Below are 26,027 nucleotides of genomic sequence, written 5' to 3'. Positions count from 1 at the left end.
ATGCTCAGCGTCAAGCAAGTCTGCATCTGTCCGGCAGGGCGAACCGAGCCCCTGTTCGCGCCCCTGTCGTGCGATGTGGCCGCGGGCGAGGTCGTGACGATCATGGGCCCCTCGGGCATCGGCAAATCGACGCTTCTCGATTTCATCGGCGGCCACCTCGGGCGGGACTTCGTCGGCCTTGGCACGGTATCGCTCGACGGTTGCGATGTAACGCACAGACCGGCAGAGGCGCGGGGGATCGGCGTTCTGTTTCAGGACGCGCTCCTCTTCCCGCATCTCTCGGTGGGCCAGAACCTCGCCTTCGGCCTCGGCCCGGCACCGCGCGACCGCGCGGCGCGGCGGCAGGCGATCGAAGAGGCTCTGGAAACCGCCGGGCTTTCCGGATTTGCCGACCGCGATCCCGCCACCCTGTCGGGCGGGCAACGCGCGCGGGTGGCGCTGATGCGGGCCCTGCTGGCGCGGCCGAAGGCGCTGTTGCTGGACGAGCCCTTCTCGCGCCTCGACGAGGCGCTGAGGGGCGATATCCGCGACTTCGTCTTCGACCACATTCGCCGTCAGGGCGTGCCCACGCTGCTGGCGACCCATGATGCCGCCGATGCCGAGGCGGCGGGCGGCCCCGTCCTTCGCCTTGCGCCGGAAGCGCCCTGAGCCTGCCGGGCCGCTCGTCGAGCCCTTGCGTGCTCTCCTCGCTGAGGAGGCGTGACGATCCGCTCAGCGACGGTCGAAGGTCCGGCGCTCGGGCGGCCTGCCCTCGGCCAGCCGGTAGAAGCCGTCGGCGGGCACGGTCTGCCAGTCGCCCGCCGTCCCGTCCGGCCAGAGGACGCGCACATCGGCCACTTCTGCGGGCCCAAGCCCGAAATGCCACCAACCTGCCTGCCCGCTCACATGGCCGCCGCCCACGGTCAGTTCGCGCCGCTGCACGCGATCAGCGGTCCTGACCTCGATCCAGCCGCCGACCGCATCGGGGTTTGACCCGTCCTGATGCGGGCGCAGGCCAAGCCAATGGCCACCCGGACCGAGATTTCGCCAGACCTGCGCAGGCCCGTGGCGGTTCACGACCACCAGATCGGGCAGGCCGTCGAGGTTGAAATCTGCAAGCGCCGCGCCCCGGCTGGTCAGAAGGCTCGCCACCCCCGCCTTGTCTGCGGCCTCCATGAAGGTGCCATCGGGTCGCTGCAACAGCAGGTTGTTGGGGTCTTCCATCGCGAAGTCCGGCATTTCGGACACATTGCCCTTGGCGACGAACAGATCGGTGAAACCGTCGTTATTCACATCCGCGAACTGGGCATGCCAGCCGGTCGAGGGGCGGATATCGCCGCCGGTGAAGGGCCGCTGCGCGGTGACGCCCGCCGCCAGCGCCATGTCGCGATAGTCGGGCGCGTCATCCGCGCCGGGCGCCAGTTCCTGCAGCTTGTGATCGGCCATGCTGGTCAGGAAATACTCCGGCGTGCCGTCACCCTTCAGGTCATAGCTCGCGATGCCCATCCCCCAGATTTTCAGTTCTTTCCAGCCCTCCTCCGCCGTGTAGAGCCGTGGCGCCTGGCCCGGCTCGACATGCCAGAGCTGTTCCTCACCCCCCTCGTAATATTCGCGGTCGTTCGAGACACGAAGCGAGGGCGTGCCCGAGCCGTTCCAGTCGGTGAAGAGCATCGAAAGCGGACAGTAGGACGGTGTCAGCGCCAGCGGCGGGGCGAAGCCGCCGGCCGGGCCTGGGCGATGCAGCCAGTTGTCGGTGCAAGAGCCCCAGGGCGAAAACTCCTCGTTCCGGTCGATGTAATTGCCGATGGCGATGGTGGGCCAGCCTGCGCCCTTCTCCCATGTCGCGGCGAGCGCCGTGGACCAGCCGTCGCCGCCGTCGAAATGCCACTCCTCGTTCGCGGCGCTGAAGCGGCAATCGCCCAGACCGCGCATCACGCTGTTGGCGCCGACGCGCAGAAGGACAAGGTCCATCGTCCCGTCGCTGTCAATGTCGAGCGGATAGGCCCCGGTCACTGCGTCAAGCTCCAGCCCGCTGGGCCGTTCGCTGAAGGCAAGCGCGCCGCCCTGGGCGCTGTCATTGTGATAAAGCCGGGCCGGGCTTTCGCCGCCCGCGAGGAACAGATCCTCGCGCCCGTCGGCGTCGCAGTCAAAGGCCGCCGCGCCGCCGCCGACCATATATTGCCATTCGCCGGTGTAGCTGTGGTCAATCCCTGCGGTTGCCGTTTCCTCCGCGAAGATCGGAACGACCGGCGCCTCGTCGGCGCGGACCGCGACCGGCGCGGCCAGAAGGGCAAGAAGCAAGAGCCCGCGCATCATGTCCTCCGCGTCTTCAGGGCGTTGGTATGGGCCGCGATGCAGCGGCCCTGATCGAGCCCGCGCTCGATGGCGGCACGGTAGTGGATGCCGCCGTAAAGGCGCGAAATCCCGGCCTCGTCGGCGGCGGCCCAGAAACTGGCGAAGCTGCGCGGCGCCATGCCCTCGATCGTCGGGGTTTCGTCGGTGAAGGCATGATCGGCGCCGAAAAGCGCGCTCAGCACTTCGGCCGCCGCACCCGACTGGGTGGAATGGCCCGAGGGATATTCCGGGAAGGGCGGGGTCGCGAGGAACGGCGTCCAGGTCGGGTCGATCAGCCGGTTGATATAGGTGACCGGGCGCAACAGGTCATATTCGTACTTGCCCTGCCAGCAGCCGATGAAAGCGTCGGCCAGCGCAACCCCCAGCCGGGCAACGACATCGGCATAGCGCGCCTGGTCGGCCCCTTCGGCGGCGAGCGCATCAAGCGCGATCGACATCCAGTGGCCGGGGGGCGTGCGCGACAGCATCGCATCGTCGGACCAGAAAAGCGCCACAGCGCGCTGGTCCTCGGTCAGGGTCTTGCTGACCTCGTAGACCTCCACCGCCTGTTTGTAGAACTCCGAACCTTCATCTTCGCTATAGGCCGGCGGCGGCGGCAGGCGGCAGCTCGTGCCCTGAGGCATGGCGAAAGTCCGGTTCGCGCCCCAGTGCGGCAGCAAGGGTTTCTGCTGAAGCGCGATACGGTTCGTCGGCACCCAGTGGGCGGGACCCGGGGTCAGCGCATGATCCTCGGGAAACCCCAGGCTGACGATTTCGGCGCCGCCGTCACCTGCAGCCCAGTCGAGCACATGGGCGGCAAACGCCTCGCCATAGGCTCGGCTGCGGCGCGCGACCTCGGGGGCGAGCGGCGCCTCGATCGCGGCGCCAAGCTTCTCGGTCACCGCCTTCAGGGCCCGCTGCCCGGTCGGACCGGTGTTGAAGAACAGGCGCGCGACGACACCGGCAAGTGCCGCATGCAGGACCATCGCCTCGTCATATGCGCCCGCCTCGCGTACCGGGCCCGCCGCAAGCCCGTTCAGCTGCCCCGCCAATGTCAGAAGATCGTCGCGCCCCGAGGCAGTCGCCTCATGGACCGCAACGCCTGCGTAGCCGAGCGCGCGGCTGACCACTGGCGGCGTGTAGGTGGGCGTGTGCCGCACGAGATCGAGGATCAGCCCATACCAGACCGAGATGATCTTCTGCGGCGAGGGGGCCGGGGCCGCATGGGCGGGCAGGGCCGGGAGGAGAAAGGCTGTCGACAGGCCGCCGATGGCCTGTCTGCGGGTCAGTGAGTGCATTTCGTTAGCGCCAACAAGGTTCCGGCGGCAGCTAAGCACAGGGCGGCGGGCTGCTGCAAGCATCCGGCTGCGGATTGGCGAAGGACCTAAGGGGTGTGGCCGGCGCGGCGGCGCCGGCCACACTTGTTGCGCACCCAGGCGCCTACGATACTCACGGCACTACATGCCGCCTGGGCACGAACGTCCCCGGTTACCCGGAATTTCGCTTCCCCACCCGCTGGAGAACGCTCCACTCGCTACGCGACCGCGCGATCAGACCGGACCGCGACAGGCCTTCAGGTCACCTCCGCATCTTGGTCGTTTGACACCGCGACATGGTTCAAATTTTTTTTGAACAATCGGTTAATTGCAGAAGACCCCAGCCGAAGCTACGGTCGCGGCCTTTCGGCCCAAGGTCCTCGGCGGCGGCTCCGAGCGCCTTCTCGATCGCATCGCCGCCCGAAAGTCCTCCGTCGATCGCGTGGGCGAAGATCGCCGTCGCGATGGCCGCGGCATAGGACGTGCCGGACCGGTAACGACCGCCGTCGGCGGTCGGGACGAAAAGCTCGACACCGGGCGCGACGAAAGAGACTTCTGTGCCGCGATTGGCCTTGTAATAGAGCCTCTTGCGCGCATCGACCGCCGAAATCGCGAAGACATCGGGGTGCGAGGCAGGGAAGGATACGGCGTCTGCGCCGTCATTCCCGGTTGCCGCGACGAATATCGTGCCACGCCGGGCAAGCTCGTGCAGCACCATGCCGAGCGTTGCATTCTCCGGCCCGGCGAGCGAGAGGTTCACAAGCTGCACCCGTTCCGTCGCCAGCCAGTCGAGCGCGGCGGCAATCGCGTCGGCGCGCGCGACATCTCCGGTCGTGCCCTTCGCGAATGCAACCGCCGACAGGACGCGCGCCTTCCGCGCGAAGCCCGCGGGCCATTGCCCGTTGCCCGGCGCCGCGATCAGGGCGGCAAGCGCGGTCGCGTGATCGGGGGCGCCGGCCGCGTCGCCCTCGCGCAGGAAGGAACGGCTGGCGATCCGCGCGCCCGCAAGCGCCGTCGTTCCGGCATCCACCGGCCCGTCGATCACGCCGATCGACAGGGCCTTGCCAAGCGGACAGGGGTCGCCATCGGGCGCGCCTGCTAGCGCTGGCGCATAGGTCAACGGGCCTGCTGCCTGCTTATAGACCATGTTGCTTTCGACCCCGACGGCCAGACCCTCGCGCGCCAGCCGCCGTCGCAGGTCGTCCGCCGACCCGATCCTGCCGAGGTCGGCGGTAATCATGCCAAGACCGAGGCTTTTCAACCTGCGCCGCGCGATCACCTTGCCGCCCATCTCTTCCAGAAGTGCGCTTGCGGCGGCAACCGCATCGGCCGTGCCGGTCAGCATATATTCGGACCGTCCGCTTGGGGCCACCGCAGCCGCGACCGGAGCGATCACCATCGGATCGCGATCCCCATCGCGATCCGCTATCGCGGGCGGTTCTGGTGGCGGCGGGGGCGGAGGCGGTTCATCGCACTTCAGGAGACAGTCGTGTGCCCAGGCCGAGCCCGACAGGCCGAAGCCGATCAGGCCAAGCGCCAGCGCCACGATCCGCGCGACCGTCAGGATCATTCGGCGGTTTCCACCAGTTCCACAACGTCGCTCGCATGCTCAAGCGCGGCGCGCGCGGCATCGATGTCGCTATCCGCTGCTTCAGCGACAAGCGCGAGGCGGTAAAAGCCCAGCGCCGACGGACCGTCGACGATCGTCAGCGCGTTCGCAAGCAACAGGTCGGCGAAGGCGGCTTGAGAGGCCGCATCGCGCACGGAAACCGTGAAAACCGCCGCGGGCTGAGGGCCCGAAGCCTGTGTGTAGCCCTCATCCGGACTGCCCCAGCCGACCAGGGTGAAGCCGCCCGCCGTAACCGCCGCGGCGACTGCCGCAGCCGCGGCCGACTGACGAAGCGAGGCGGGCGCCCGCGGCTTTTCGGCCACCGCGCGGCGCAGGCGGGCAAGACCGAAATCGCCCGGCGACCGTTCGGGCAGGGCCGAAGCCCGCATCAGCGCGCGCAATTGCCGCGCCGCCTGCACCTGGGCATGAAGCGCCGGATCGCGCTCGAACTCGCGGGCCAGCGCCTCGGCCTCTTCGTCGGTCAGGGATCCGTTGACCCAGAAGGGAACCAGTTCCGCGATCTTCGCCTTGTCGAATGGGGCCGGATTCATGCGCGCGCCCTCCTGTTCATCTTTGCCTCGAGGCAGCGCAGAAGCAGCGCCTTGGCGTGAAACACCCGTGTCTTCACCGTACCTTCGGGCACGCCGATCACCTCGGCGACCTCGCGGTAGCTCATGTCTTCCAGAAATGTCAGCTCGATCGCCGCACGGTGGTCGGCCTTCAGGCCGCCAAGGCAATCGCGCAGCATGTCCCTTTCCTCCGCCGTCTGCAGAAGCTCCAGCGCACTTGGCCCTTCGTCGGGCCTGTCCGGCATTTCATCCTGTATCGTCACTCGTCCGCGTGCCCTGAACTCGTCGACCACCTTGCGCCAAGCGATCGCGTAGACCCAAGTCCTGACCCGCGACCGGTCCTGAAACCCGGCGGCACCGCGCCAGACCTCAAGAAAGACCTCGTGCAATATGTCGGCCGCGGCGAACGGATCGTTCAATTTCGAGTGGATGAATCCGAAAAGAGGCCGCTCAAGCTGGCGATAGAGCGTATCCAGAGCCGAGACATCGCCCCCGGCCATGCGTCTGACAACTGCGACGAGCGCATCTTCTCTCATCTGGGGCAACATCCCGAACCATGCTTACCTGTCCTGCATAACAGGTAGATGGTCCGGGACTAAGTCACAACCCTGACGAATGATGTCATATATGATCAAAAGCCGCTGCGGCGGCGATTGTTGCGCAGATCATTCCAGACGGGCGGGGAAGCCAGGCGCGCGCAGGTCGGTGTGCAGAAGGTCCTCGAGCAGCTTCGCGATCATCGGCGATTGCGCGTCGCCGCCATAGGCGGCCTTGGCGGCGATATAGGTCTGGTTCGTCGCCGAGGCGAGGTCGAGCGGCACACCGAATTCCTTGCCGAAGCCCAGCGCGAAACCCAGATCCTTCAACGCCAGATCGATGTTGAAGGCGATGTCGTAAGAACCGTTCAGGATCAGCGCGCCTTCGGTTTCATGCACGAAGGAATTGCCCGACGAGGCCTGGATCGCATGCCACGACTGTGCCAGATCGAGCCCGCCGCGCTTGGCCAGCATCAAGGCCTCGCCGCAGGCCTTCAGATGGATGAAGGCCAGCATGTTGGTGATGACCTTGATGATCGAGGAGGATCCGAGCGGCCCCATGTGGAAGATGCGGTTGCCCATCGCCTCGAAGGCTTTCCAGTGCAGGTCGACAAGGTCCTTGTCGCCGCCCGGCAGCATGGTGATCTCGCCCCGGTAGGCAAGGTGGACACCGCCGGTGACCGGCAGTTCCAGCATGCGCACGCCCGCCTCTCCGGCAACCTTCGACAGCGCCAGCACATCGTCGCGGCCAAGCGTCGACATCTCGATCCAGCTCGCGCCCGTCTTCATGTGCGGCAGAATCGACCGCAGCACCTTTTCCGAGACGACGGGCGAGGGCAGGCAGGTGATCACGTGATCGACCGAGGAAGCCACCGCCTCGGCGCTGTCGGCCCAGGTCGCGCCCGCCTTGATCAGCGGTTCGGCAAGCGCCTTGTTCAGGTCGAAGACCGTGACCTTGAAGCCCGCCTTGAGAAGACATCCCGCGCAGGCCGCGCCAAGGTTGCCAAGTCCGATATAGCCGTAATGCATGTCACTCCCCGAGAGATTGGAAGGGCGGCTTCCCGCTGCCCGAAAGGTAGTTCATTCGCCCCAGCCGACGACGCCCTTGACCTCGCAGAAGTCATGGATGCCCCAGTCGGCATATTCGCGCCCGTTGCCCGATTGCTTGTAGCCGCCGAAGGGCGCGAACGTGTCCCAGGCCGGATAGTTCAGGTTCACCATGCCCGCGCGCAGGCGGCGGGCGACGGCCCGCGCCTCTTCGACGGGACCGGCGACATAGGCCGCCAGCCCGTAAGGCGTGTCGTTCGCCGCCGCCACCGCCTCGTCCACCGTGTCATAGGGGATGATCGACAGGACCGGCCCGAAAATCTCCTCGCGGGCGATGGTCATGTCGTTCGTCACATTGCCGAACACCGTCGGGCGCACATACCAGCCACGGTTCACCCCTGCCGGGCGGCCGATGCCACCGGCGACGAGTGTCGCGCCCTCGTCGATGCCCGCCTGGATCAGCGCCTGCACCTTGTCGAACTGCATTTTCGAGACGAGCGGCCCCATGGTCGTCGAGCTGTCCTGCGTATCGCCGATCACGACGGCATCGGCCGCCTCTTTCGCATGAACCAGCGCCTGATCATGCTGATCGCGATGAACGAACATGCGCGTGGGGGCGTCGCAGCTTTGCCCGGTATTGCCAAAGCAGCCCTCGACGCCCGCCTTCACCGCCGCCGCGAGGTCGGCAGACGGCAGGATGATGTTGGGCGACTTGCCGCCCAGTTCCTGCGCCACGCGCTTCACCGTGGGCGCGGCCGCCGCCGCCACCGCCGTACCCGCCCGCGTCGAGCCGGTGAAGGACACCATATCGACCTCCGGATGAGACGTGAGCCGCCCGCCCACGCCTGCCCCGGTCCCGTTTATCAGGTTGAAGACCCCGGGCGGCACGCCCGCCGCATGACAGACCTCGGCGAAAAGCAGGCCCGACAGCGGCGCGATTTCCGACGGTTTCAGCACCATCGTGCAGCCCGCGACCAAAGCGGGCGCCACCTTGCAGGCGATCTGGTTCATCGGCCAGTTCCAGGGCGTGATCAGCGTGCAGACGCCGACCCCCTCGCGGATGATCCGGGTCGTTCCGCGCATCTCCTCCCAATGGAAGTTTTCGGCGGCCTTGATCGTCGCCTCGATATGGACCTGCCCCGCCCAGGCCTGCGCACCACGCGCCCATTCGATCGGCGCGCCCATCTCGACCGACATGGCCTGCGCGAAATCCTCGTAGCGGTCGTTATAGACCTCAAGCACCCGCGTCAGGACGGCGATCCGCTCCGCAACCGGCCGGACGGTCCAGCCGGCAAAGGCCGCCCGCGCCGCCATGACCGCGCGATCCGCGTCCGCCTCGTTGCCCAGCGCCACCTCACAGACGATCTCTTCGGTTGCGGGGTTCTCGACACCCATCCGGTCGGGCGACAGCGGGTCGACCCATTGCCCCCCCACGTAGAATTTAAGGCTGTTTGCGTGGTTCATCCGCCGCTCACTTGAAGTAGATGTTGTAGGTCCTGCGGATCGCCGCATCGATCTCGGGGTCGATGACCGAACCCGCCTTCGCCAGAATGTCGTTCTTCCGCGCGATGGCCGCATCCAAGAGGATCGGCTTGCCCGCCTCGTTCCATTCCTTCGGGCTCATCCGGTTGCCGACCGCCGGATAGACATATTCGGTCTGCATCAGCGCCAGCGTCTGGTCGGAACCGAGGTAATGGCCCGGGCCGCCAAGGCAGACCTGCTTCATCGCCTCGATCGAGGTCGAATCCTCGGTCACGTCGATGCCGCGCACCAGCCGCATGGCCTGACCCAGAAGGTCGTCGCCAAGGATCAGGCTTTCCAGGCAGAAGCCGAGCAGGGAGGCATGCATGCCCACCGCCTCGTAGCACATGTTCAGACCCGCAAGTCCGGCGAGCGAGTTCGTGATCCCCTGCTCCCAGCCCGCCTGCATGTCCGGGAGCTTCGAATCCGAGATACCCGAGGCCGCCCCGCCCGGCAGGTCATAGAACCGGTGCATCTGCGCGCAGCCCGCCGTCAGCAGTGCCTGCTCGGCGCTGCCCCCCGACATGGCGCCGGTCCTGAGGTCCGACACGAAGGGCCAGGTGCCGAAGATTGCGGGCGCGCCCTTCTTGATCGCATTCACATAGACAACGCCCGCCAGGCATTCCGCCACCGCCTGCACGATCGTCAGTGCGATCGGCGCGGGCGCCGTCGCCCCGGCCTGACCGGCCGACAGCAGCAGCATCGGCATGCCGCGGCGGATGCAATCCTCCATGGTGATGCAGCTTTCCTCGGCGAATTTCATCGGCGGCACGACGAAACAGTTGGAGTTCGAGACGAAAGGCCGTTCCAGCCATTTCTCCTCGCCGCCCGCCACCGTGTAGATCATGTCGAAACAGTCGGCGACATGGGACGGATCGCTGAAGGAGGTGCCCACATGCTTGCGGGTGCCCGACAGGCAGCCATAAAGCGTGTTGAGGTCCATCTCCTTGTTGTCGACCACGTCGCGGCAGACCATGGTGCGCTGGTAGAAATGGATATTGTCGAGGTTCTCGACCAGGCGCGCCGCATCATAGAGGTCCTGCGCGGTGGATTCGCGATAGTCGAGCGTCACCGGATCGACGATGTGCACCGCCGCGCCCGCCGTGCCGTAATGAACCTTGGTGCCCGACAGATGCAGGTCGTACTTCGGATCGCGGGCATGGAGCGTGATATTGCGCGCCGCGACCGCCAGCATGTCCTCGACCAGGGCGCGCGGAAAACGGATACGCCCGTCGTCACCCAGGATCGCACCCGCTTCGGTCAGAAGCTTGACACCCGAGGGTGGCGCCTGGCTGAGGCCGATCTCTTCCAGCGCATCGAGCGCGCTTTCATGGATCTTCTTCATCCCCTCGTCGGTCAGCGGCCGGTACTGGCCACCCGACATGCCCGCCCTGACCGGGCGCAGCCCCTCGGCCAAGGGTGCCGCCCGCGCCGCCCGGCGCGCTTCGCGCCCCCCGGCCCGTGCCGCCCGCCTCGGTTCGCAATTCAGCGCCTCTTCGCTCATCTCAACCTTCCCTGAAGACCTCATGCCTTCATCTTGGTCCAAATACCTTCGGGGGGTCCGGGGGGCAGACAGCCCCCCGGGCCTCCGCCGCCTACATCTTCGCCCGTTCGCCCTTCGGGTCGTACATCGGCTGCAGCGAGGCCTCCGCCATCACCCGCCGCCCGGCAATCTCGATTTCATAGGAAGAGGCCAGCAGAGCCTCCGCCCCTTCGCCCTTCGACGGCACATAGCCCATGCCGATCGCCGCGCCGAGGTGATGGCCATAGGCGCCCGACGAGAGGTAGCTCACGATCTTGCCATCCCTCAGGATCGGTTCGTTGTGATAGACCATCTCGCCCGGATCGCTCAGCCGGAACTGCATCATCCGCCGGTCAAGCCCCGCTTCCTTCTTCCTCAGAACCGCATCGCGCCCAATGAAATCCGCCTTCGCAGTCCTGACCGCAAAGCCAAGCCCCGCCTCCAGCACATGATCTTCCGAAGTGATGTCATGGCCGAAATGACGGAAGGCCTTCTCGATCCGGGCGCAGTCCATCATATGCATGCCGCACAGCTTCAGCCCCATGTCGCGGCCCGCGTCCCACAAGACCTCGAACGCATGGCCGCACATGTCGGAGGAGACATAGATCTCCCACCCCAACTCTCCGACATAGGACACGCGGTGAACGCGGGCGAGGCCCATACCCAGCTCGATCTCCTGCGCGGTGCCGAACGGGTTCACCTCGTTCGAGAAATCACCGGGGCTGACCTTCTGCATCAGCTTGCGGGCGTTCGGCCCCATCACGGCAAGCACACCTTCGGCCGCCGTCACGTCGGTGATCACCACGTTGAAATCACCGATATGGCGGCGCATCCAGGCCTGATCCTTGGGCCGCGTCACCGCAGGCGTCACCACCAGATAGGCGGTCTCAGACAGGCGCGTGACGGTGACGTCGGCCTCGATGCCGGCGTTCTTGTTCAGGAACTGCGTATAGACGATCCGCCCCACCGGAACCGACATGTCGGCGCCGCAGATATGGTTCAGATAGGCCTCCGCATCGCGCCCCTCGACCCGGATCTTGCCGAAGGAGGACATGTCATACATGCCGACGTTCGTGCGCACCGCGCGATGTTCTTCGGCGGTATTGTCGAACCAGTTCTGACGGCCCCAGCTGTAGCGGTACCCCCGCTCTTGCCCCGGCTTCGCATACCAGTTCGCCCGTTCCCAGCCGCCGATCTCGCCGAAGACCGCGCCTTCGGCCTCCAGATGGGCATGGAACGGCGTCCGGCGCACGCCGCGCGCGGTGGCTTTCTGCCGGTAGGGATAATGGTCGGCGTAAAGAAGGCCGAGCGTTTCCTTCGACCGTTCGTAAAGGTAATGCCGGTTGCCCTGGAACGGCTGGTTGCGGCCGACGTCAACGTCACCGAGATCAAATGGCTTCTCGCCCGTCTCCATCCATTCCGCCAGCGCCATGCCTGCGCCACCGGCCGACTGGATACCAATCGAGTTGAACCCGGCGGCGACCCAGAAATTGTCGACCTCAAGCGAGAGGCCGAGGTTGTAGGCGTCATCCGGCGTGAAGCTTTCCGGCCCGTTGAAGAAAGTGTGGATCCCCGCCGAGGCAAGCATCGGCAGACGGTTGATCGCGCGTTCGAGGATCGGCTCGAAATGATCGAAATCCTCGGGCAACTGGTCGAAGCAGAAATCTTCCGGGATGCCGTTCATCCCCCAGGGCTTGGCATTCGGCTCGAACGCACCCAAGAGATACTTGCCCGCGTCTTCCTTGTAATAGGCGCATTCGTCCGGCACCCGCAGCACCGGCATCTGCGTCAGGCCCGGGATCGGCTCGGTCACGATGTAGAAATGCTCGCAGGCATGAAGTGGCACGTTGACACCCGCCATCCGGCCCACCGCATGGCCCCACATGCCCGCGCAATTGACGACATGATCGGCCTCGATCACGCCCGCCTCGCCGCCCATTTCCCACGAGACGCTCTTCGCCCGGCGGCCCTCGACCTTGACGCCCGTGACCTTCACGCCCTCGGCCACCACCGCGCCGCGCGCCTTTGCGCCCTTGGCCAGCGCCAGCGCGATATTGGCCGGGTCGCCCTGCCCGTCGGTCGGCAGCCAGACGCCCGCCTTCACGCCTTCGATGTTCAGATGCGGATAGCGTTCCTTCACCTGCGAAGGCGAGATTTCCTCGACCGGCACGCCGAAGGCCCGCGCCATCGAGGCATTGCGGAAAATCTCTTCCTTCCGCTCGTCGGTCAGCGCGGCGGTGATTGAACCGACCTGCTTGAACCCGGTTGCAAGGCCGGTCTCCTGTTCGAGGCCGCGATAGAGGTCTGCGGAATACTTGGCCAGCCGCGTCATGTTGGCCGAGGCGCGCAGCTGGCCGATCAGCCCCGCCGCGTGCCATGTGGTACCCGAGGTCAGCTGCTTTCGTTCCAGCAGCACCACATCCTTCCAGCCGAGCTTGGTCAGGTGATAGGCGACCGAACAGCCGACAACACCCCCGCCGATGATGACCGCACGCGCCTTTTGCGGCAGGTTAGACATGATTTTCGCTCCGCTCTGGGGTCGTCTCGACAAGGTGAATCGGCGACAGGATGATGGTACTGACGAGACCGGAAAACACCTCGCGCGGCAGGTGCGGGCGGCCGAAAAGTGTCAGGTCGTTCAGATAGACCGTGCGGGTCTGGCCGCGCGCGGGCGCTTCGGCGATGATGCCGGTCGTGGCATAGATGCCGCCGGGACGCAGACGCGCAAGCAGCCCCGCCCGCGCCGCGCCGGTGCCAAGATCGATGATTGCGTCGAACCGGTCGGCGGAAAGCTTGGCCACCACCTCGGCCCCTGCGGCGCGGGCAACGGCCGCCGACGAACCGGTGCAAAGGGCCGTGACCCCGGCCCCGAGTGTCCGCGCCAGCCGGATCGCCGCATAGCCCGCCGCCTCGCCTTCACAGGCGACGAGAAGCGCGGTCCCGGCGCCGACATCGGCGCGCACCAGAAGATTGTGCGCCGTGCCGAAGGCAAGCGGCATCGCACCGATCTCGGCATTGAGCGGCGCAAATGCATCCGCAACGACCGGCGCAAGTACCGGGCGCGCGGGCCAGGATCTGGCGCCCACGCTCCTCACGCGCGGATCCTTTCGTTCGCCGGATCCCACAGCGGCTGGTCTTCCTGCACCACCGCGCGGCAACGCTCGCCGTAGATCTCCACCTCGATCTCGGTGCCAGGGCTCGCCAGATCGGCGCGCAGCATGCCGAGCGCGATCGATTTGTTCACCCGGTAGCCCCAGGCGCCGGAAGTGGTTTCGCCCACGACCTTGCCGTCATGCCAGAGCGTCGACATGTAGGGCGCATCGCAGTCGCCGGCATCCACGACCAGGGTGACGAAGCGTTTCTTCACGCCGCGCTGGAATTCCGCCTGAAGGGCTGCCTTGCCGATGAAATCCTGCGGCTTGTCGAGCTTCACGAACCGGTCGAGCCCGCCTTCCAGAAGGCTGTAGTCCGTGGACAGGTCGCCCTTCCAGGCGCGATAACCCTTTTCGAGGCGCAGGGAATTCATCGCCCACATGCCGAAGGGTTTCGCCCCCCAGCCGATGATGGCGTCATAGATCGCGGGCATGTTGTCCGCCGACGCATGCACCTCCCAGCCCAGTTCGCCCGGGAAGCTCACGCGGAACATCTCGCAGTCGCGGCCCGCGATCCGGGCCTGCTGTGTGGACAGCCACGGCAGCGTCAGGTCTGCCTCGCCGATCGCGGCAAAAAGCTCGCGCGCCTTCGGGCCGGTGACGATCAGCGTATCCATCTCGCCCGACCGGTCGGTCAGCGTCAGGCCCGGCGCAAGATGCTTCTTCAGCCACTCGAAATCGTGCCATTGCGCGACCGAGGCCGTGATCAGGGTGAACCGGTCGCCACCCCGGTTGATCACCGACATCTCGGTCAGGATGCGGCCGCGATGGTCGGGGAAATAGGCCAGCGACAGGCGGCCCTCCTTGGGCAGCCCGCCCGAGATCAGCCCGCGCAGCCACTCGCCCGCACCTTCGCCCGAAAGTTCGAAGCGTGAAAAACCCGGCAGGCTGAGGACGCCGACATGATCGCGCACCGCCTCGCATTCCTCGCGGATGCGCGGCTCCCACGGGCCGGAGCGTCCCCAGGTCTGGGTCGCGTCCCAGGACGTGTCGTCACCGGGTTTGGCATACCAGTTGGCGCGCTCGTACCCGTTATAGGGTCCGAACTGGCCACCGAGGGCCTTGACCTTGTCGTGAACCGAAGACAGCCGCCGGTCGGGCGCGGCAGGCCAGCGCGCCCAGGGGAAGTGCATGCCATATTCGTGGCCGTAGACCTCCATCCCCTTCTGCACGCAATAGTCGGTGTCGGTATAGTCGGTGAACCGGCGCGGATCGCAGGACCACATGTCCCATTCGGTCGCGCCCTCGGTGATCCATTCCGCCAGCACCTTGCCCGCGCCGCCACCCTGCGCGATGCCGAAGGTGAAGACGCAGGCCTCGAACGCATTCGGCACCCCGGGCATCGGGCCGATCAGCGGGTTGCCGTCAGGGGCATAGGGGATCGGGCCGTTGATGACCTTGGAAAGCCCGGCCTTGCCCAGAAGCGGCACGCGCGCCAGCGCATCCTCGATGTAATATTCCAGCCGCTCCAGATCGTCGGGGAAAAGCTGGAAACTGAAATCCTCCGGGAACGGATCCTCGGGCTTGACCCAGTGGGCGCGGCAGTTGCGCTCGTATGGCCCAAGATTGAAGCCGTTCTTTTCCTGCCGCAGGTAGTAGGACGTGTCGACGTCGCGCAGAAGCGGCAGCTTGTGGCCGACCTTCTGCGACCAGTCGCGCACCTCGTCCACTTCCTCGAACAGGATGTACTGGTGGCTCATCACCATCATCGGCACGGTGCGCCCGCCATAGGGCCTGAACCATTCGCCGACCTTTTGGGCATAATAGCCCGCAGCATTCACCACGATCTCGCAGCGGATGTCGCCCTTTTCGGTATGGACGATCCATTCGCCGTTCTCGCGGGAAACCCCGGTCGCCGGGGTAAACCGCAGGATCGTCGCGCCCATGTCGCGCGCACCTTTGGCCAAGGCCTGCGTCAGCTGCGCGGGGTCGATGTCACCATCGTTCGGATCGTACAGAGCGCCCTTCAGGTCATGGGTCTCGATGAACGGGTATTTGTCCCTGATCTCGCCCGGGCCGAGGATGTCGATATCCATCCCCTGATAGCGGCCCATGCCCTTTGCGCGCTGAAACTCCTGCATCCTTTCCCTGGAATGCGCCAGACGGATCGAGCCGGTGACATGGTAGTTCATCGGATAGTCGACCGCCTGCCCGAGGCCCCGGTAAAGCTCGGTCGAATAGCGCTGCATGTTCATGAGCGACCAGGAGGTCGAGAAGGTCGGCACATTGCCCGCCGCGTGCCAGGTCGAGCCCGCCGTCAGCTCGTTCTTCTCCAGCAGCACGACATCGGTCCAGCCCGCCTTGCAGAGATGATAAAGCGACGAGACGCCGACGACGCCCCCGCCGATGATCACGACCCGTGCGGTGCTTGGAATGGCGCTCATCTCTTCCTCCGTAATGCCGCGCGGAGTATCGCCGCCTGAGACAAAGCTTTCAATTCGAGAGAGAGGGGATTATTGATCGGAATATCCGATTAGAGGCACTCATGACACCAGACAGCTTTCGTCGCCGCCCCGGCCTTGAGCCGGGGCCTCCGCCCACGAAGGGCCGGGCCTGCAAGGCGGGAGGCCCCGGCTCAAGGCCGGGGCGGGGACATCTGCCACATCGCGCGCGCCGAAACCTCCGGGGGCGGCCATGCAGATCGAACTGATCGAAACCTTCCTCGACCTGTGCGAAACCCGCAGCTTCAACCGAACGGCCGAGCGGCTGGGGGTCACGCAATCGACGGTCTCGGGCCGGATCAGCGCCCTTGAAAAGGCACTCGGGCAGAAACTGTTCGACCGGTCGCGCTCGGGCACCCAGCCCACCTTGCAAGGCCTGAGGTTCGAACCGCACGCGCGCGGCCTGCGCCATGGCTGGACCGAGGCGCGCCATGCGGTGGGCGATGCGGGCTCGCGCCCGGCCACGATCCGCATCGGCATCCAGCACGATCTGGTGAACGCCCATTTCAGTGACCTGATCGCCGCCTTCCGCGCCAGCCTGCCCGAAACCGCCTTCTTCTTCGAGGCGGATTATTCGGCGCAGATGTGCGCCGACCTCACGACCGGCAAGGAAGACCTCGCCATCCTCTTCTCGCCCCGCTTCCACCCCGACCTTTATTTCGAAACGCTGGGCGAGGTGACCTATGTGATGGTCTCGACCGAGGTCGAGCGGCTGGAGGAAGTGCGGCGCGACACCTACATCCTGCCGCATTTTTCCGACGCGATTCCGCATGCCCATGCGGCGCTGCACCCGACGCTTGTCGATGCAAGCCTGTCGATCGGCCAGAATGCGGCGATGGTCGCGCTTTTGCGCAGCATGGGGGGCACGGCCTATGTGATGCAGGGCTCGGTTGCGGATCTGACCGCCGACCTCACCTGTCGTCTGGTTCTTGACGCGCCGCCGATCACCCAGACGGTCTTCGCGGGCGTCAACCAGCGCTTCCGCCACCGCCCGGTGCACCGCCGCCTTCTGGCCTGCCTGCGCGACCATTTCGCTTTCGCCCGGCCGCCCGAACCCAGGCGCCCGGCGCGCGGCGTCAGGGCATAAGCGCACCAAGCTTGTCAGGATTGCGCTGGATATAGACCGTCCGGACCGCGCCCGCCGCGTCGAGATCGAAGGACAGAAGACTGCCGCTGTCACCCTCCGCCAGGATCAGTACAGCCGGGGCACCGTTCACCGTCAGCGACCGCACCTCCAGCCCGCCCGCCGCCTTGCGCGCAATCCCGGCGAGGAAACGCGCGACCGAAGTGGCACCCCTGACCACATTCGGCGCCGCGATCGCCTTGCCGCCGCCATCCGACACCAGTTGGGCATCGGCCGCGAGCCGGGCCGCGAGCGGCGCGACATCGCCGCTGATCGCCGCCTCCGATATCGCCTGCAGAAAGGCCGCGATGTCCGCGCCCGTCGCGGACCGCTTCGCCCGACCTTCGCGCACCGCCGCGCGGGCGCGGGACGCAAGCTTGCGGCAGGCGGCGGGTGTGCGGTTCAACGTCTTGGCAATCGTCTCGAAATCCTGATCGAAGAGGTCGTGCAGGAAGAAGGCCGCGCGCTCCAAGGGGCTCAAAGCCTCAAGCGTGCGCATCACTGCAAAGGAAATGTCGAGTTCCCGGTCCGACGCGGCGCAAAGCTCGGGCTCCACCACCGGCTCCGGCAGCCACTGGCCGACATAGCTTTCGCGCAGCGCCTTCTGCCGCCGCAACCGGTCAAGTGCCCCGTTGGTGACCGTCCGCGCCAGCCAGCCCTCGGGTCGTTCGACCGGACCAGCCTTGCCGAGCTTCAGGAACGCGTCCTGCACCACATCCTCGGCATCGCTGACGCTGCCGAGATAGCGATAGGCGAGCCGGATAAGCCGGGGCCGTTCCCGGACAAAAAGCATGTCTATTCCGGCCCGATCCGCCATTTTCAGGCCGCCCGCGCCGGTCGGAACTCGGGCGGCAGCATGGCGCAGTCCCGCGCATGGCCCATGCCGCGCTTGACCATCGGATAGAATTGCGCGGTCGCGATGGCGACGGCGAGGCCGGTGCGCCCGCGCCGCCCGAATCGCGCCTCGACTGCCTCCAGCAGCTCGGGCAGATCGGCGCCGTTCGTCACCACCGCTTCGGCAAAATCAGCGGCAAGTCGCATGTCGGGGTCAGCGGGGCCGCCCCGCCGCGCGATGGCGGCCAGCGCCGCGCGCGATGCGCCCGCTTCTTCCGCCATGCGGATCACCAGATCCACGCAGGGCCCGCAGCCCGCCGCCGGTGTCGCGATGAACTTTGCGGCGAAGAGCGGCCCGGGCGGCAGGCCATAGCTGTAGGAAGACAGGCCCGCGAGCTTCGCAAAGCGCCGGAACCCGGCGAAATCCTCCTCGATCATCTCGTCCATATAGGTCACGTCATAGCCGTAGCGGCGGCCAAAGCGGCCGACCAGCCGGTGTGCGAGAAGCTTAAGCATCATCTTGCCCTTTCAGAAGCGGAAGAAGCGGCAAAAGGCCCGGCAGCAGCACCAGCAAACTGTCACGCAGCACGGCCGCGCCCAGCCCATGATGGAAGAAGTCCAGAACATGCATCAGAGAATGGCCGCCCAGAAACACCAGCGCCGCTGTCAGAAGCGGCCCGCGGCCGGGGGCGCCACGGGCCGCAAGGGCAAGCGCTGTCGCCGCCGCGAGAAAGCCCCAGCCGACATCGGCGATGAAATGCGGGTTTGCCGCACCGGTTTCCGCCACCCCCGGCACCGCCCGGAACCAGCCGAGCGGCGCTGCGACCATAAGAAGACCGTTTGCGCCATGATAAAGCGCCAGACCCCACAGAAGCAGCCGCATGTTCCGTCCTTTCGTTGATCCAAGGACGCAGGCCATCCGGAAATGTGACATGGCGCCGCGCGAAAACCCGCACGCCCGCGCAAATCGCTTGCCTTTGGCCGCCGCCCGGCTCAGATGCCGCCATGACCCGCTTTGCCACAGACGCCCGCGCCGCGACCCTCGCCCTGAGGGAGCTGTTCGATCCGACACCCCTGCAGCTCAACGATCATCTGTCGAGCCGCTACGGGGCGGAGGTCTATCTCAAGCGCGAGGATCTGACGCCGGTGCGCAGCTACAAGCTGCGCGGCGCCTATAACGCGATGAGGAAGGCGATCGCTGCCGGCAAGAATGCCTTCGTCTGCGCCAGCGCTGGCAACCATGCGCAAGGCATGGCCTATGCCTGCCGCCATTTCGGCGTCAAAGGCACGGTCTTCATGCCGGTCACCACGCCCCAGCAGAAGATCGACAAGACCCGCACCTTCGGCGGCGATTTTGTCGAAATCCGGCTGGTCGGCGACTATTTCGACCGTACGCTCGCCGCCGCCCAGGCACTCGCGGCCGAGGCGGGCGCGCATTTCCTGTCGCCCTTCGACGACGAGGATGTGATCGAGGGCCAGGCCACTGTTGCGGTCGAGATACTCGACCAGATCGACGGCGCCCCTGATCTGGTGATCCTTCCGGTGGGCGGCGGCGGCCTTGCCGCCGGTGTCACCAGCTATTTCGCCGAGGCGGCACCCCGTACCGAATTCGTCTATGTCGAACCGCAGGGCGCCGCCTGCCTGAAGGCCGCACTTGAAGCAGGCGCGCCGGTCACGCTGAAGGGCATCAACAATTTCGTCGATGGCGCCGCCGTCGCCCGGATCGGCGCCCGCACGTTCGATCGGCTGAAACGGGTCGCGCCCGACCAGGTGCGCCTCGCGCCCGAAGATCGGATCTGCATCACCATGCTCGAATTCCTGAATGTCGAGGGCATCGTTCTGGAACCGGCGGGCGCGCTTTCCGTCGACGCTTTGCCGGGGCTTGCCGACCGGATCAAGGGCAAGCGTGTGGTCTGCGTCACCTCGGGCGGCAATTTCGATTTCGAACGCCTGCCGGAGGTGAAGGAACGCGCCAACCGCTACGCGGGGCTGAAGAAATATTTCATCCTGCGCATGCCGCAGCGCCCGGGCGCCCTCAAGGAATTCCTGGCCATGCTCGGGCCCGACGACGATATCGCGCGCTTTGAATATCTGAAGAAATCGGCGCGCAACTTCGGATCGGTCCTGATCGGGATCGAGACGAAACGGGCGACAAGCTTCGCGGAACTGACGGCGAAACTCGACGCGGCGGAGTTCGACTATCGCGACATCACCGAGGATCAGGCGCTGGCCGAATTCCTGATCTGACGGCGCCCCGCCTTATGCCGCGCTCGGCTCCCGCCCCGCCGCCAACTCGCCCAGCCCGTCGATGAACACATCCTTCGACCGCTCGTAACTGTCGAGAATCGCGGGAATGTCGATCCCGCCTGCCTGGCCGCCCGCCGCCCGCCGCTCGCCGTCCTGACAGAGTGCCCCGAAAGCGCTGAAGCCAAGGTTCCAGGCACTGCCTTTCAGGAAATGCAGATCCTCCTCATAGCTCGCCGGGTCCGGCACCGCCCTGAGCCGCGCCACCACATCCTCGACCTCGTCAAGGAACAGTTCCACCACTTCGGCAAATCCCTCGTCGCCGATCTCGGCGCGCAATTCACCCACTCGTGCCCAATCGATCATGGCCACCACCTTTTCCCATCCACGGCCCAGCCTAGCCCCGAACCCTTGCGCTGCCGTTAAGGCCATTGCGGCGCGAAAAGCCCATTTGCATTCAATTCGTCTTAACCCGCGCGCGCCTAGTTTCTTCGGGAACGTCAGAGGCGGAAACCGCGTGCAGCCAATGAGGGCCGAACGACCGCAAACCGAAAGCGCAGGTGCCCCAGCACCGGCGCGATCAGTGCTTGTGGTCGATGACAGCCGGGTACAGCGCAAGATCCTCTCCTCGCAGCTCGCCCGCGCCGGCTACCGGGTGCTCGAAGCCGGATCTGCCGAAGAGGCGATCACTGTCGTCACGCGCGACGCGCCCGATCTGGTGATCTCCGACTGGATGATGAACGGCATGACCGGCCTCGACCTCTGCCGCCGGGTCCGCGAGCTCGGGCTGGATCAATATGTCTATTTCATCCTCCTGACCTCGAAGACCGAAACCGCCGAGATCGCGCATGGCCTCGACATGGGCGCCGACGACTTCCTGATCAAACCGGTCAGCGGCGACGAACTGCGCGCCCGGATCGCTGCGGGCGAGCGTATCCTCAGGATCGAACGCGAACTGACCGAGAAGAACCGCCTTCTGTCGGCCACGCTCGGCGAACTTCAGGGCCTTTACGATTCCATCGACCGCGACCTGATGGAGGCGCGCAAGCTGCAGCAAAGCCTGGTGCGCGAGCGCAGCCGCAATTTCGGCAGTGCCGAGGTCAACCTGCTGCTCAGGCCGTCCGGCCATGTCGGCGGCGATCTCGTCGGCTTCTTCCCGATCAACGCCCGCCGCGTCGGCTTCTTCGCCATCGACGTCTCGGGCCATGGTATCACCTCAGCGCTGATGACGGCGCGGCTCGCGGGCTATCTGTCCGGCAACTCGCCCGAACAGAACCTCGCCCTCGTCCTCACCGAGTTCGGCATCTACGACGCCCGCCCGCCCGAGGAGCTGGCCGAAACCCTCAACCGCGTGGTTCTGAAGGAGATGGAGACGGAGAATTACTTCACCCTCGCCTATGCCGACATCGACCTCGTGTCGGGCAAGGTCGCGATGGTGCAGGCGGGCCACCCCCATCCGGCGGTGATCCGCCGGGACGGAACGGTCGACTATCTCGGCAGCGGCGGCATGCCGATCGGCCTGATCGATTTCGCCAGCTACGACCGGATCGAGACGCGCCTCGAACCCGGCGACCGGCTGTTCCTGATGTCCGACGGCATTACCGAGGCGGCGGATGCCAACGACGTTCAACTGGGCGAAGAGGGTCTGACCAGGCTCATCGCCCGCTGCGAGGGGCTGCGCGGCGCGGCCTTCCTCGAAGCGCTGCACTGGCATCTGAACGACTATACCGGCGGCAATTTCGCCGATGATGTCTCGGGCGTCTATTTCGAATTCGACGGCGCCAAATCCAACGCCGACTGACCTGCCGCCAACTGGTCCCTGCCCTTCATTCTGGTGCAAATATCCCGGGGAGCGCGAGGGGCCGGCCCCTCGCTCCGCCAGAGGTCAGAAACCGAACGCCAGCCGCAGGAAATGCCGGTCGCCCGCATTGCCGATCAGCCGCGCGGCCTCCCGCGCCCCCATCCAGACCGCCCTGTGACCCGCCTCGAGCGGCGGGCCGATCCGGCGCACGGGCCGGGCCTCGTAGATCATGCAGATCTTTTCGGCCCAGCGGTCATATTCCGGCATATAGGCGAACCGGCGGAAGGTGCCGATCCTGCGCGGCGCGGCGATGGTCCAGCCGGTCTCCTCATAGACCTCGCGATGCAGCGCATGGATGGGCGATTCGCCCGGGTCGATGCCGCCGCCGGGCAGCTGGAACTCGGCGTCCGGCGCCTCTTGATAGGTCAGGAGTACATCCCCATCTAGCTTCAGAACCGCGTAAGCCCCCGGCCGGGGCCGATAGACCTGCCCCGCCACCACCGGCTCGCCGAACCGCCTGATCATCCCACCCGCCCGAGGTTGCCCATTTTGACCCGACAAGCTATGCCAAGGCCCGCGCCTGAAGGAAACCCCTCAAGGAATCCCATGTCCTCGACCCTCGAAATCGCCTGGGACGATACCGTCCTGCCGTTCCAGCTTGACGCCTCCGACATCCGTGGCCGGGTGGCGCGGCTCGACGGCACGCTCGACCGGATTCTCGCTCAGCATGCCTATCCCGCCCAGATCGAGGCTCTGGTGGCCGAGGCCGCCGTTCTGACCGCGCTCATCGGCCAGACGATGAAGCTGCGCTGGAAACTCTCGCTGCAGATCCGCGGCAACGGCCCGGCGCGGATCGTCGCCACCGACTATTACGCGCCCGCCGAGGATGGCGCGCCCGCGCAGATCCGCGCCTGGGCCTCGTTCGACCCCGAGCGGATGGACCCGGATGCCAAGCCCTTCGACCTGATCGGCCAGGGCTACATGGCCGTCCTCATCGACCAGGGCGAAGGCAACCTGCCCTATCAGGGCATCACCCCCATCGCGGGCGGCTCGCTTTCCGCCTGCGCCGAGACCTATTTCGCCCAGTCCGAACAATTGCCGACGCGCTTTGCGCTGTCCTTCGGCCGCTCGCGCCTGCCGGGCGGCGAGGAACACTGGCGCGCGGGCGGCGTGATGCTGCAGCATATGCCCAAGGCCTCGCCCTCGGTCGCGGCCGAAGGCGGTTCCGGCGAGGGCGGGCTTTTGACCCATGCCGACATCCTCGACGGAGCCGAGGGCGAGAACTGGACCCGCGTCAACATCCTTCTCGACACGGTCGAGGAGCTGGAGCTGATCGGCCCCTCGGTGCAACCGACCGACCTTCTCTTGCGGCTCTTCCACGAGGAGGGTCCGCGCGTCTTCGATGCCCAGCCCATACGGTTCGGCTGCACCTGCTCGCCCGACAAGGTCCGGCAGAGCCTCTCGATCTATTCGGCCAAGGACATTGCCACGATGACGACGGCGCAAGGCATCGTCACCGCCGATTGCCAGTTCTGCGGCGCGCATTACGAATTCGAGCCCGCGACGCTGGGCTTCGAGGCGACCAAGGCACCGGCGTACGGGGGCAAGGATGGTGCAGCGCACTGACCTTGGCGCGCGCCTTGCCGCCGCGATCGCCCGGCCGGGGCGGGACACGTCGGACTATGACCTCAATCCCGGCACCGTCCTGCCCGAAGGGCGCGTCCTGCGCCCGGCGGCAGTCCTGATCGGCTTTCAGCGCGAGCGCGTGATCCTGACCAAGCGCGCCTCGCATCTGAAGCACCACCCCGGCCAGATCGCCTTTCCAGGCGGCAAGGTCGATGCGGCCGATGGCGAGGGCGGGGAGGGGCTGGTCCGTGCGGCGCTGCGCGAGGCGGAAGAAGAGATCGGCCTGCCGCCGCGACACGCCCGCATAATCGGCCCTCTCGCGCCCCATGAAACCGTCACCGGCTTCACCGTGACCCCGGTTCTGGCCGAAATAGACCCTGATTTTGCCCCCCGCCCGCAGGAGGAAGAGGTCGAGGAGGTCTTTGCCGTCCCCTACGCCCATCTCGCCGATCCTGCAAACTTCCGTGTCGAATCGCGGCTCTGGCGCGGGCAGCGGCGGCATTATTTCACCGTTCCCTACGGCCCCTATTACATCTGGGGCGCGACCGCGCGTATCCTGCGCGCGCTGGCGGACCGGATGGCGGCATGAGGATCGAAAGCGACTGGATCGCGGATAAGGCGCTGCAAGGCGTACTGGGTTGCCTGACGACGGGCGGCCACCGCGCGCTGCTGGTCGGGGGCTGTGTCCGCAATGCGCTGATGGGCCGCGCCATCGACGATATCGACATCGCGACCGACGCGCGCCCCGAACGGGTGAAGGCGCTCGCCGAAGCGGCGGGGCTGAAGGTGGTGCCGACCGGGATCGAGCATGGCACGCTCACCATCGTTGCGGGCGGGCGCCCGCACGAGATTACCACTTTCCGCCGCGATGTCGAAACCGACGGGCGGCGCGCCACCATCGCCTATTCCGACGATATCGCCGAGGATGCGGCGCGGCGCGATTTCACCATGAACGCGCTTTATGCCGAAGGTGACGGCACGGTCATCGACCCGCTCGGCGGCCTGCCGGACCTTCTCGCCCGCCGGGTGCGCTTCGTCGGGCGACCCGAGGATCGCATCCGCGAGGATTACCTGCGCATCCTGCGCTTCTTTCGTTTTCACGCGATCTATGGCGACCCCGAGGCAGGGATCGACCCGGACGGACTGGCGGCATCGGCCGCGCTTTCGGCCGGAATAGACACGCTTTCCCGCGAGCGGATCGGACACGAGATGCGCAAGCTTCTCGGCGCCGCCGACCCTGCTCCCGCGTTGGCCGCGATGGAAGCGTCGGGGGTTCTGGCCCACACGCTGCCCGGGGCCGCTGCCGCGCCGCTCGCGCGGCTTGTCGCGGTCGAGGCGGGCGCGAAGCCGGACTGGCTCCGCCGCCTCGCTGCGCTCGGCGGCGCTGCCGCGGGCGACGCGCTTCGGCTGTCGCGCGACGAGGCGCGGCGGCTGGCCATTCTGCGCGACGGAATCGGCGCCGCAACCGGGCCGGGGGAACTCGCCTGGCGCCACGGGCCGGACGCTGCGCGCGATATCCTCGCGCTTCGCTTCGCGCTTCTCGAACAGCCGCCGCCCGCCGACGCCGCCCGCAGGATCGCCGCGGGCGCCGCCGCCCGCTTTCCGGTCCGCGCCGCCGATCTGCCCGGCCTCTCCGGTCCGGCGCTCGGCCAGCGTCTGAAGGAACTCGAGGCGCGCTGGATCGCGTCTGGCTTTATCTTGTCACGGGAACAATTGCTGGCTTGAACCCGCCGCCGCCCCCCGGCACTTTCCCGGGCCGGAGGATCCCATGCCGACCGAGACATTCATCGCCCTGATCGGGCTCGCCATCGCCACGCTTTTCACCCCCGGCCCCAACAATGCGATGCTGGCGGCATCGGGCGCTGCCTTCGGCTTTCGCCGCAGCCTGCCGCATCTGACCGGCGTCGCGCTCGGCTTTCCGGCCATGCTGCTGATCGTCGGCCTCGCGCTCGGCGGCCTCTTTCAGACGAGTGTCGTCCTGCGCGAGGGCCTGCGCTGGGGCGGCGCCGCTCTCCTTCTGTGGATCGCCTTCAAGATCGCCACGTCGGCCGGCGCCGAGACGCGATCGGCGGCGCGCCCGATGACCTTCCTTGCCGCCGTCGCCTTCCAGTGGATCAATCCCAAGGCCTGGTCGATGGCGATCGCCGCCACATCGCAATTCATCCGGCCCGACGACCCCTGGCGGCTCGCGCTGATCGTCGCGGCCACCTTCACCCTTCTCGGCCTCGGCTCCGCAGCGACCTGGGTCGGGCTCGGGCAGGCAATCTCCGGCTGGCTGACCACGGCAGGACGTCTGAGGATATTCAACCTGACGATGGCCGGGCTGATTGTTCTGTCGACCCTGGAAATCCTCCGCCACTGACCCCCGGGCTC

General features: G+C 66.6%; 24 protein-coding genes. 8 read left to right on the top strand and 16 right to left on the bottom strand.

The features are described 5' to 3' along the window. Positions 1-648, top strand: a complete 648-nt coding sequence (locus P0645_RS07245) for an ATP-binding cassette domain-containing protein (protein ID WP_284163912.1) — start codon at positions 1-3, stop codon at positions 646-648. Between the two features lie 63 nt (positions 649-711). Here P0645_RS07245 and P0645_RS07240 read toward each other — a convergent pair whose 3' ends face one another. From P0645_RS07240 to P0645_RS07190, 11 genes are all read right to left on the bottom strand, one after another. Then, positions 712-2,292, bottom strand: a complete 1,581-nt coding sequence (locus P0645_RS07240; protein ID WP_284163911.1) for a CRTAC1 family protein — start codon at positions 2,290-2,292, stop codon at positions 712-714. Beyond that, a complete protein-coding gene (locus P0645_RS07235; RefSeq protein WP_284163910.1) occupies positions 2,292-3,611 on the bottom strand; it encodes a vanadium-dependent haloperoxidase in 1,320 nt (439 codons plus the stop codon). The genes P0645_RS07240 and P0645_RS07235 overlap by 1 nt, the downstream gene beginning before the upstream one ends. 319 nt (positions 3,612-3,930) lie before the next feature. After that, entirely contained in the window at positions 3,931-5,199 is a 1,269-nt protein-coding gene (locus tag P0645_RS07230; protein WP_284163909.1) for a S8 family serine peptidase, read from the bottom strand. Further along, positions 5,196-5,789 (bottom strand): anti-sigma factor, encoded by a 594-nt coding sequence (locus tag P0645_RS07225; RefSeq protein ID WP_284163908.1) that lies wholly within the window; start codon positions 5,787-5,789, stop codon positions 5,196-5,198. Before P0645_RS07225 ends, P0645_RS07230 begins: the two co-directional genes overlap by 4 nt. Then, positions 5,786-6,343 (bottom strand): RNA polymerase sigma factor, encoded by a 558-nt coding sequence (locus P0645_RS07220; protein ID WP_284163907.1) that lies wholly within the window; start codon positions 6,341-6,343, stop codon positions 5,786-5,788. Before P0645_RS07220 ends, P0645_RS07225 begins: the two co-directional genes overlap by 4 nt. A 129-nt stretch (positions 6,344-6,472) precedes the next feature. Beyond that, a complete protein-coding gene (locus P0645_RS07215; RefSeq protein ID WP_284163906.1) occupies positions 6,473-7,372 on the bottom strand; it encodes an NAD(P)-dependent oxidoreductase in 900 nt (299 codons plus the stop codon). 51 nt (positions 7,373-7,423) lie between these two features. Then, a complete protein-coding gene (locus P0645_RS07210; protein ID WP_284163905.1) occupies positions 7,424-8,854 on the bottom strand; it encodes an aldehyde dehydrogenase family protein in 1,431 nt (476 codons plus the stop codon). A 7-nt stretch (positions 8,855-8,861) separates the two neighbouring features. Then, positions 8,862-10,415 carry a trimethylamine methyltransferase family protein gene (locus P0645_RS07205; protein WP_284163904.1) on the bottom strand — a complete coding sequence of 518 codons (1,554 nt, stop codon included), beginning with the start codon at positions 10,413-10,415 and terminating at the stop codon, positions 8,862-8,864. Between the two features lie 91 nt (positions 10,416-10,506). After that, positions 10,507-12,951, bottom strand: a complete 2,445-nt coding sequence (locus P0645_RS07200) for a GcvT family protein (protein ID WP_284163903.1) — start codon at positions 12,949-12,951, stop codon at positions 10,507-10,509. Further along, entirely contained in the window at positions 12,944-13,528 is a 585-nt protein-coding gene (locus tag P0645_RS07195; protein WP_284163902.1) for an MDR/zinc-dependent alcohol dehydrogenase-like family protein, read from the bottom strand. Before P0645_RS07195 ends, P0645_RS07200 begins: the two co-directional genes overlap by 8 nt. Further along, positions 13,525-15,969: a GcvT family protein gene (locus tag P0645_RS07190; protein WP_284163901.1), complete on the bottom strand. Its 2,445-nt coding sequence runs from the start codon at positions 15,967-15,969 to the stop codon at positions 13,525-13,527. Before P0645_RS07190 ends, P0645_RS07195 begins: the two co-directional genes overlap by 4 nt. Positions 15,970-16,219: 250 nt before the next feature. Between P0645_RS07190 and P0645_RS07185 the strand changes: the two genes are divergently transcribed. Further along, on the top strand, positions 16,220-17,113 hold the full coding sequence (locus P0645_RS07185) for a LysR family transcriptional regulator (protein WP_284163900.1): 894 nt from the start codon (positions 16,220-16,222) through the stop codon (positions 17,111-17,113). Here the strand turns inward: P0645_RS07185 and sigJ are convergent. Genes sigJ through P0645_RS07170 form a run of 3 tightly spaced genes read right to left on the bottom strand, consistent with a single transcriptional unit; the run spans position 17,103 to position 18,866 of the window. After that, entirely contained in the window at positions 17,103-17,942 is an 840-nt protein-coding gene (gene sigJ, locus P0645_RS07180) for an RNA polymerase sigma factor SigJ (RefSeq protein WP_284163899.1), read from the bottom strand. The two genes, P0645_RS07185 and sigJ, sit on opposite strands and share 11 nt — an antisense overlap. Before the next feature lie 26 nt (positions 17,943-17,968). After that, positions 17,969-18,499: a hypothetical protein gene (locus P0645_RS07175; protein WP_284163898.1), complete on the bottom strand. Its 531-nt coding sequence runs from the start codon at positions 18,497-18,499 to the stop codon at positions 17,969-17,971. Continuing rightward, positions 18,492-18,866, bottom strand: a complete 375-nt coding sequence (locus P0645_RS07170) for a hypothetical protein (protein ID WP_284163897.1) — start codon at positions 18,864-18,866, stop codon at positions 18,492-18,494. Before P0645_RS07170 ends, P0645_RS07175 begins: the two co-directional genes overlap by 8 nt. A 122-nt stretch (positions 18,867-18,988) precedes the next feature. Between P0645_RS07170 and ilvA the strand changes: the two genes are divergently transcribed. Then, positions 18,989-20,230 (top strand): threonine ammonia-lyase IlvA, encoded by a 1,242-nt coding sequence (gene ilvA / locus P0645_RS07165; protein ID WP_284163896.1) that lies wholly within the window; start codon positions 18,989-18,991, stop codon positions 20,228-20,230. Positions 20,231-20,242: 12 nt separating this feature from the next. Here ilvA and P0645_RS07160 read toward each other — a convergent pair whose 3' ends face one another. Next, entirely contained in the window at positions 20,243-20,593 is a 351-nt protein-coding gene (locus P0645_RS07160; protein WP_284164115.1) for an Hpt domain-containing protein, read from the bottom strand. Positions 20,594-20,810: 217 nt separating this feature from the next. On the opposite strand from P0645_RS07160, the gene P0645_RS07155 reads away from it, so the two are divergent. Beyond that, positions 20,811-22,028: a PP2C family protein-serine/threonine phosphatase gene (locus P0645_RS07155; protein WP_284163895.1), complete on the top strand. Its 1,218-nt coding sequence runs from the start codon at positions 20,811-20,813 to the stop codon at positions 22,026-22,028. An 84-nt stretch (positions 22,029-22,112) separates the two neighbouring features. On the opposite strand, the gene P0645_RS07150 is transcribed toward P0645_RS07155, so the two are convergent. After that, positions 22,113-22,553, bottom strand: coding sequence for an NUDIX hydrolase (locus P0645_RS07150; RefSeq protein ID WP_284163894.1), 441 nt, complete (start codon positions 22,551-22,553; stop codon positions 22,113-22,115). A gap of 81 nt (positions 22,554-22,634) precedes the next feature. Here P0645_RS07150 and hslO point away from each other — a divergent pair, with 81 nt between their 5' ends. The 4 genes from hslO to P0645_RS07130 are packed head-to-tail and all read left to right on the top strand — an operon-like array spanning position 22,635 to position 26,016. Then, positions 22,635-23,654 carry an Hsp33 family molecular chaperone HslO gene (gene hslO / locus P0645_RS07145; RefSeq protein ID WP_284163893.1) on the top strand — a complete coding sequence of 340 codons (1,020 nt, stop codon included), beginning with the start codon at positions 22,635-22,637 and terminating at the stop codon, positions 23,652-23,654. Beyond that, positions 23,638-24,243: an NUDIX hydrolase gene (locus P0645_RS07140; RefSeq protein WP_284163892.1), complete on the top strand. Its 606-nt coding sequence runs from the start codon at positions 23,638-23,640 to the stop codon at positions 24,241-24,243. Before hslO ends, P0645_RS07140 begins: the two co-directional genes overlap by 17 nt. Beyond that, positions 24,240-25,379 (top strand): CCA tRNA nucleotidyltransferase, encoded by a 1,140-nt coding sequence (locus P0645_RS07135; protein WP_284163891.1) that lies wholly within the window; start codon positions 24,240-24,242, stop codon positions 25,377-25,379. The genes P0645_RS07140 and P0645_RS07135 overlap by 4 nt, the downstream gene beginning before the upstream one ends. 43 nt (positions 25,380-25,422) lie before the next feature. Beyond that, positions 25,423-26,016 carry a LysE family translocator gene (locus tag P0645_RS07130; protein ID WP_284163890.1) on the top strand — a complete coding sequence of 198 codons (594 nt, stop codon included), beginning with the start codon at positions 25,423-25,425 and terminating at the stop codon, positions 26,014-26,016. Positions 26,017-26,027: the final 11 nt, after the last annotated feature.

This window comes from Frigidibacter sp. SD6-1 (assembly GCF_030143255.1).
Classification (GTDB): Bacteria; Pseudomonadota; Alphaproteobacteria; order Rhodobacterales; family Rhodobacteraceae; genus TMP-24.
Note: the sequence above shows the minus strand (reverse complement) of the source record. Positions and strands in the feature narration are given on the sequence as shown.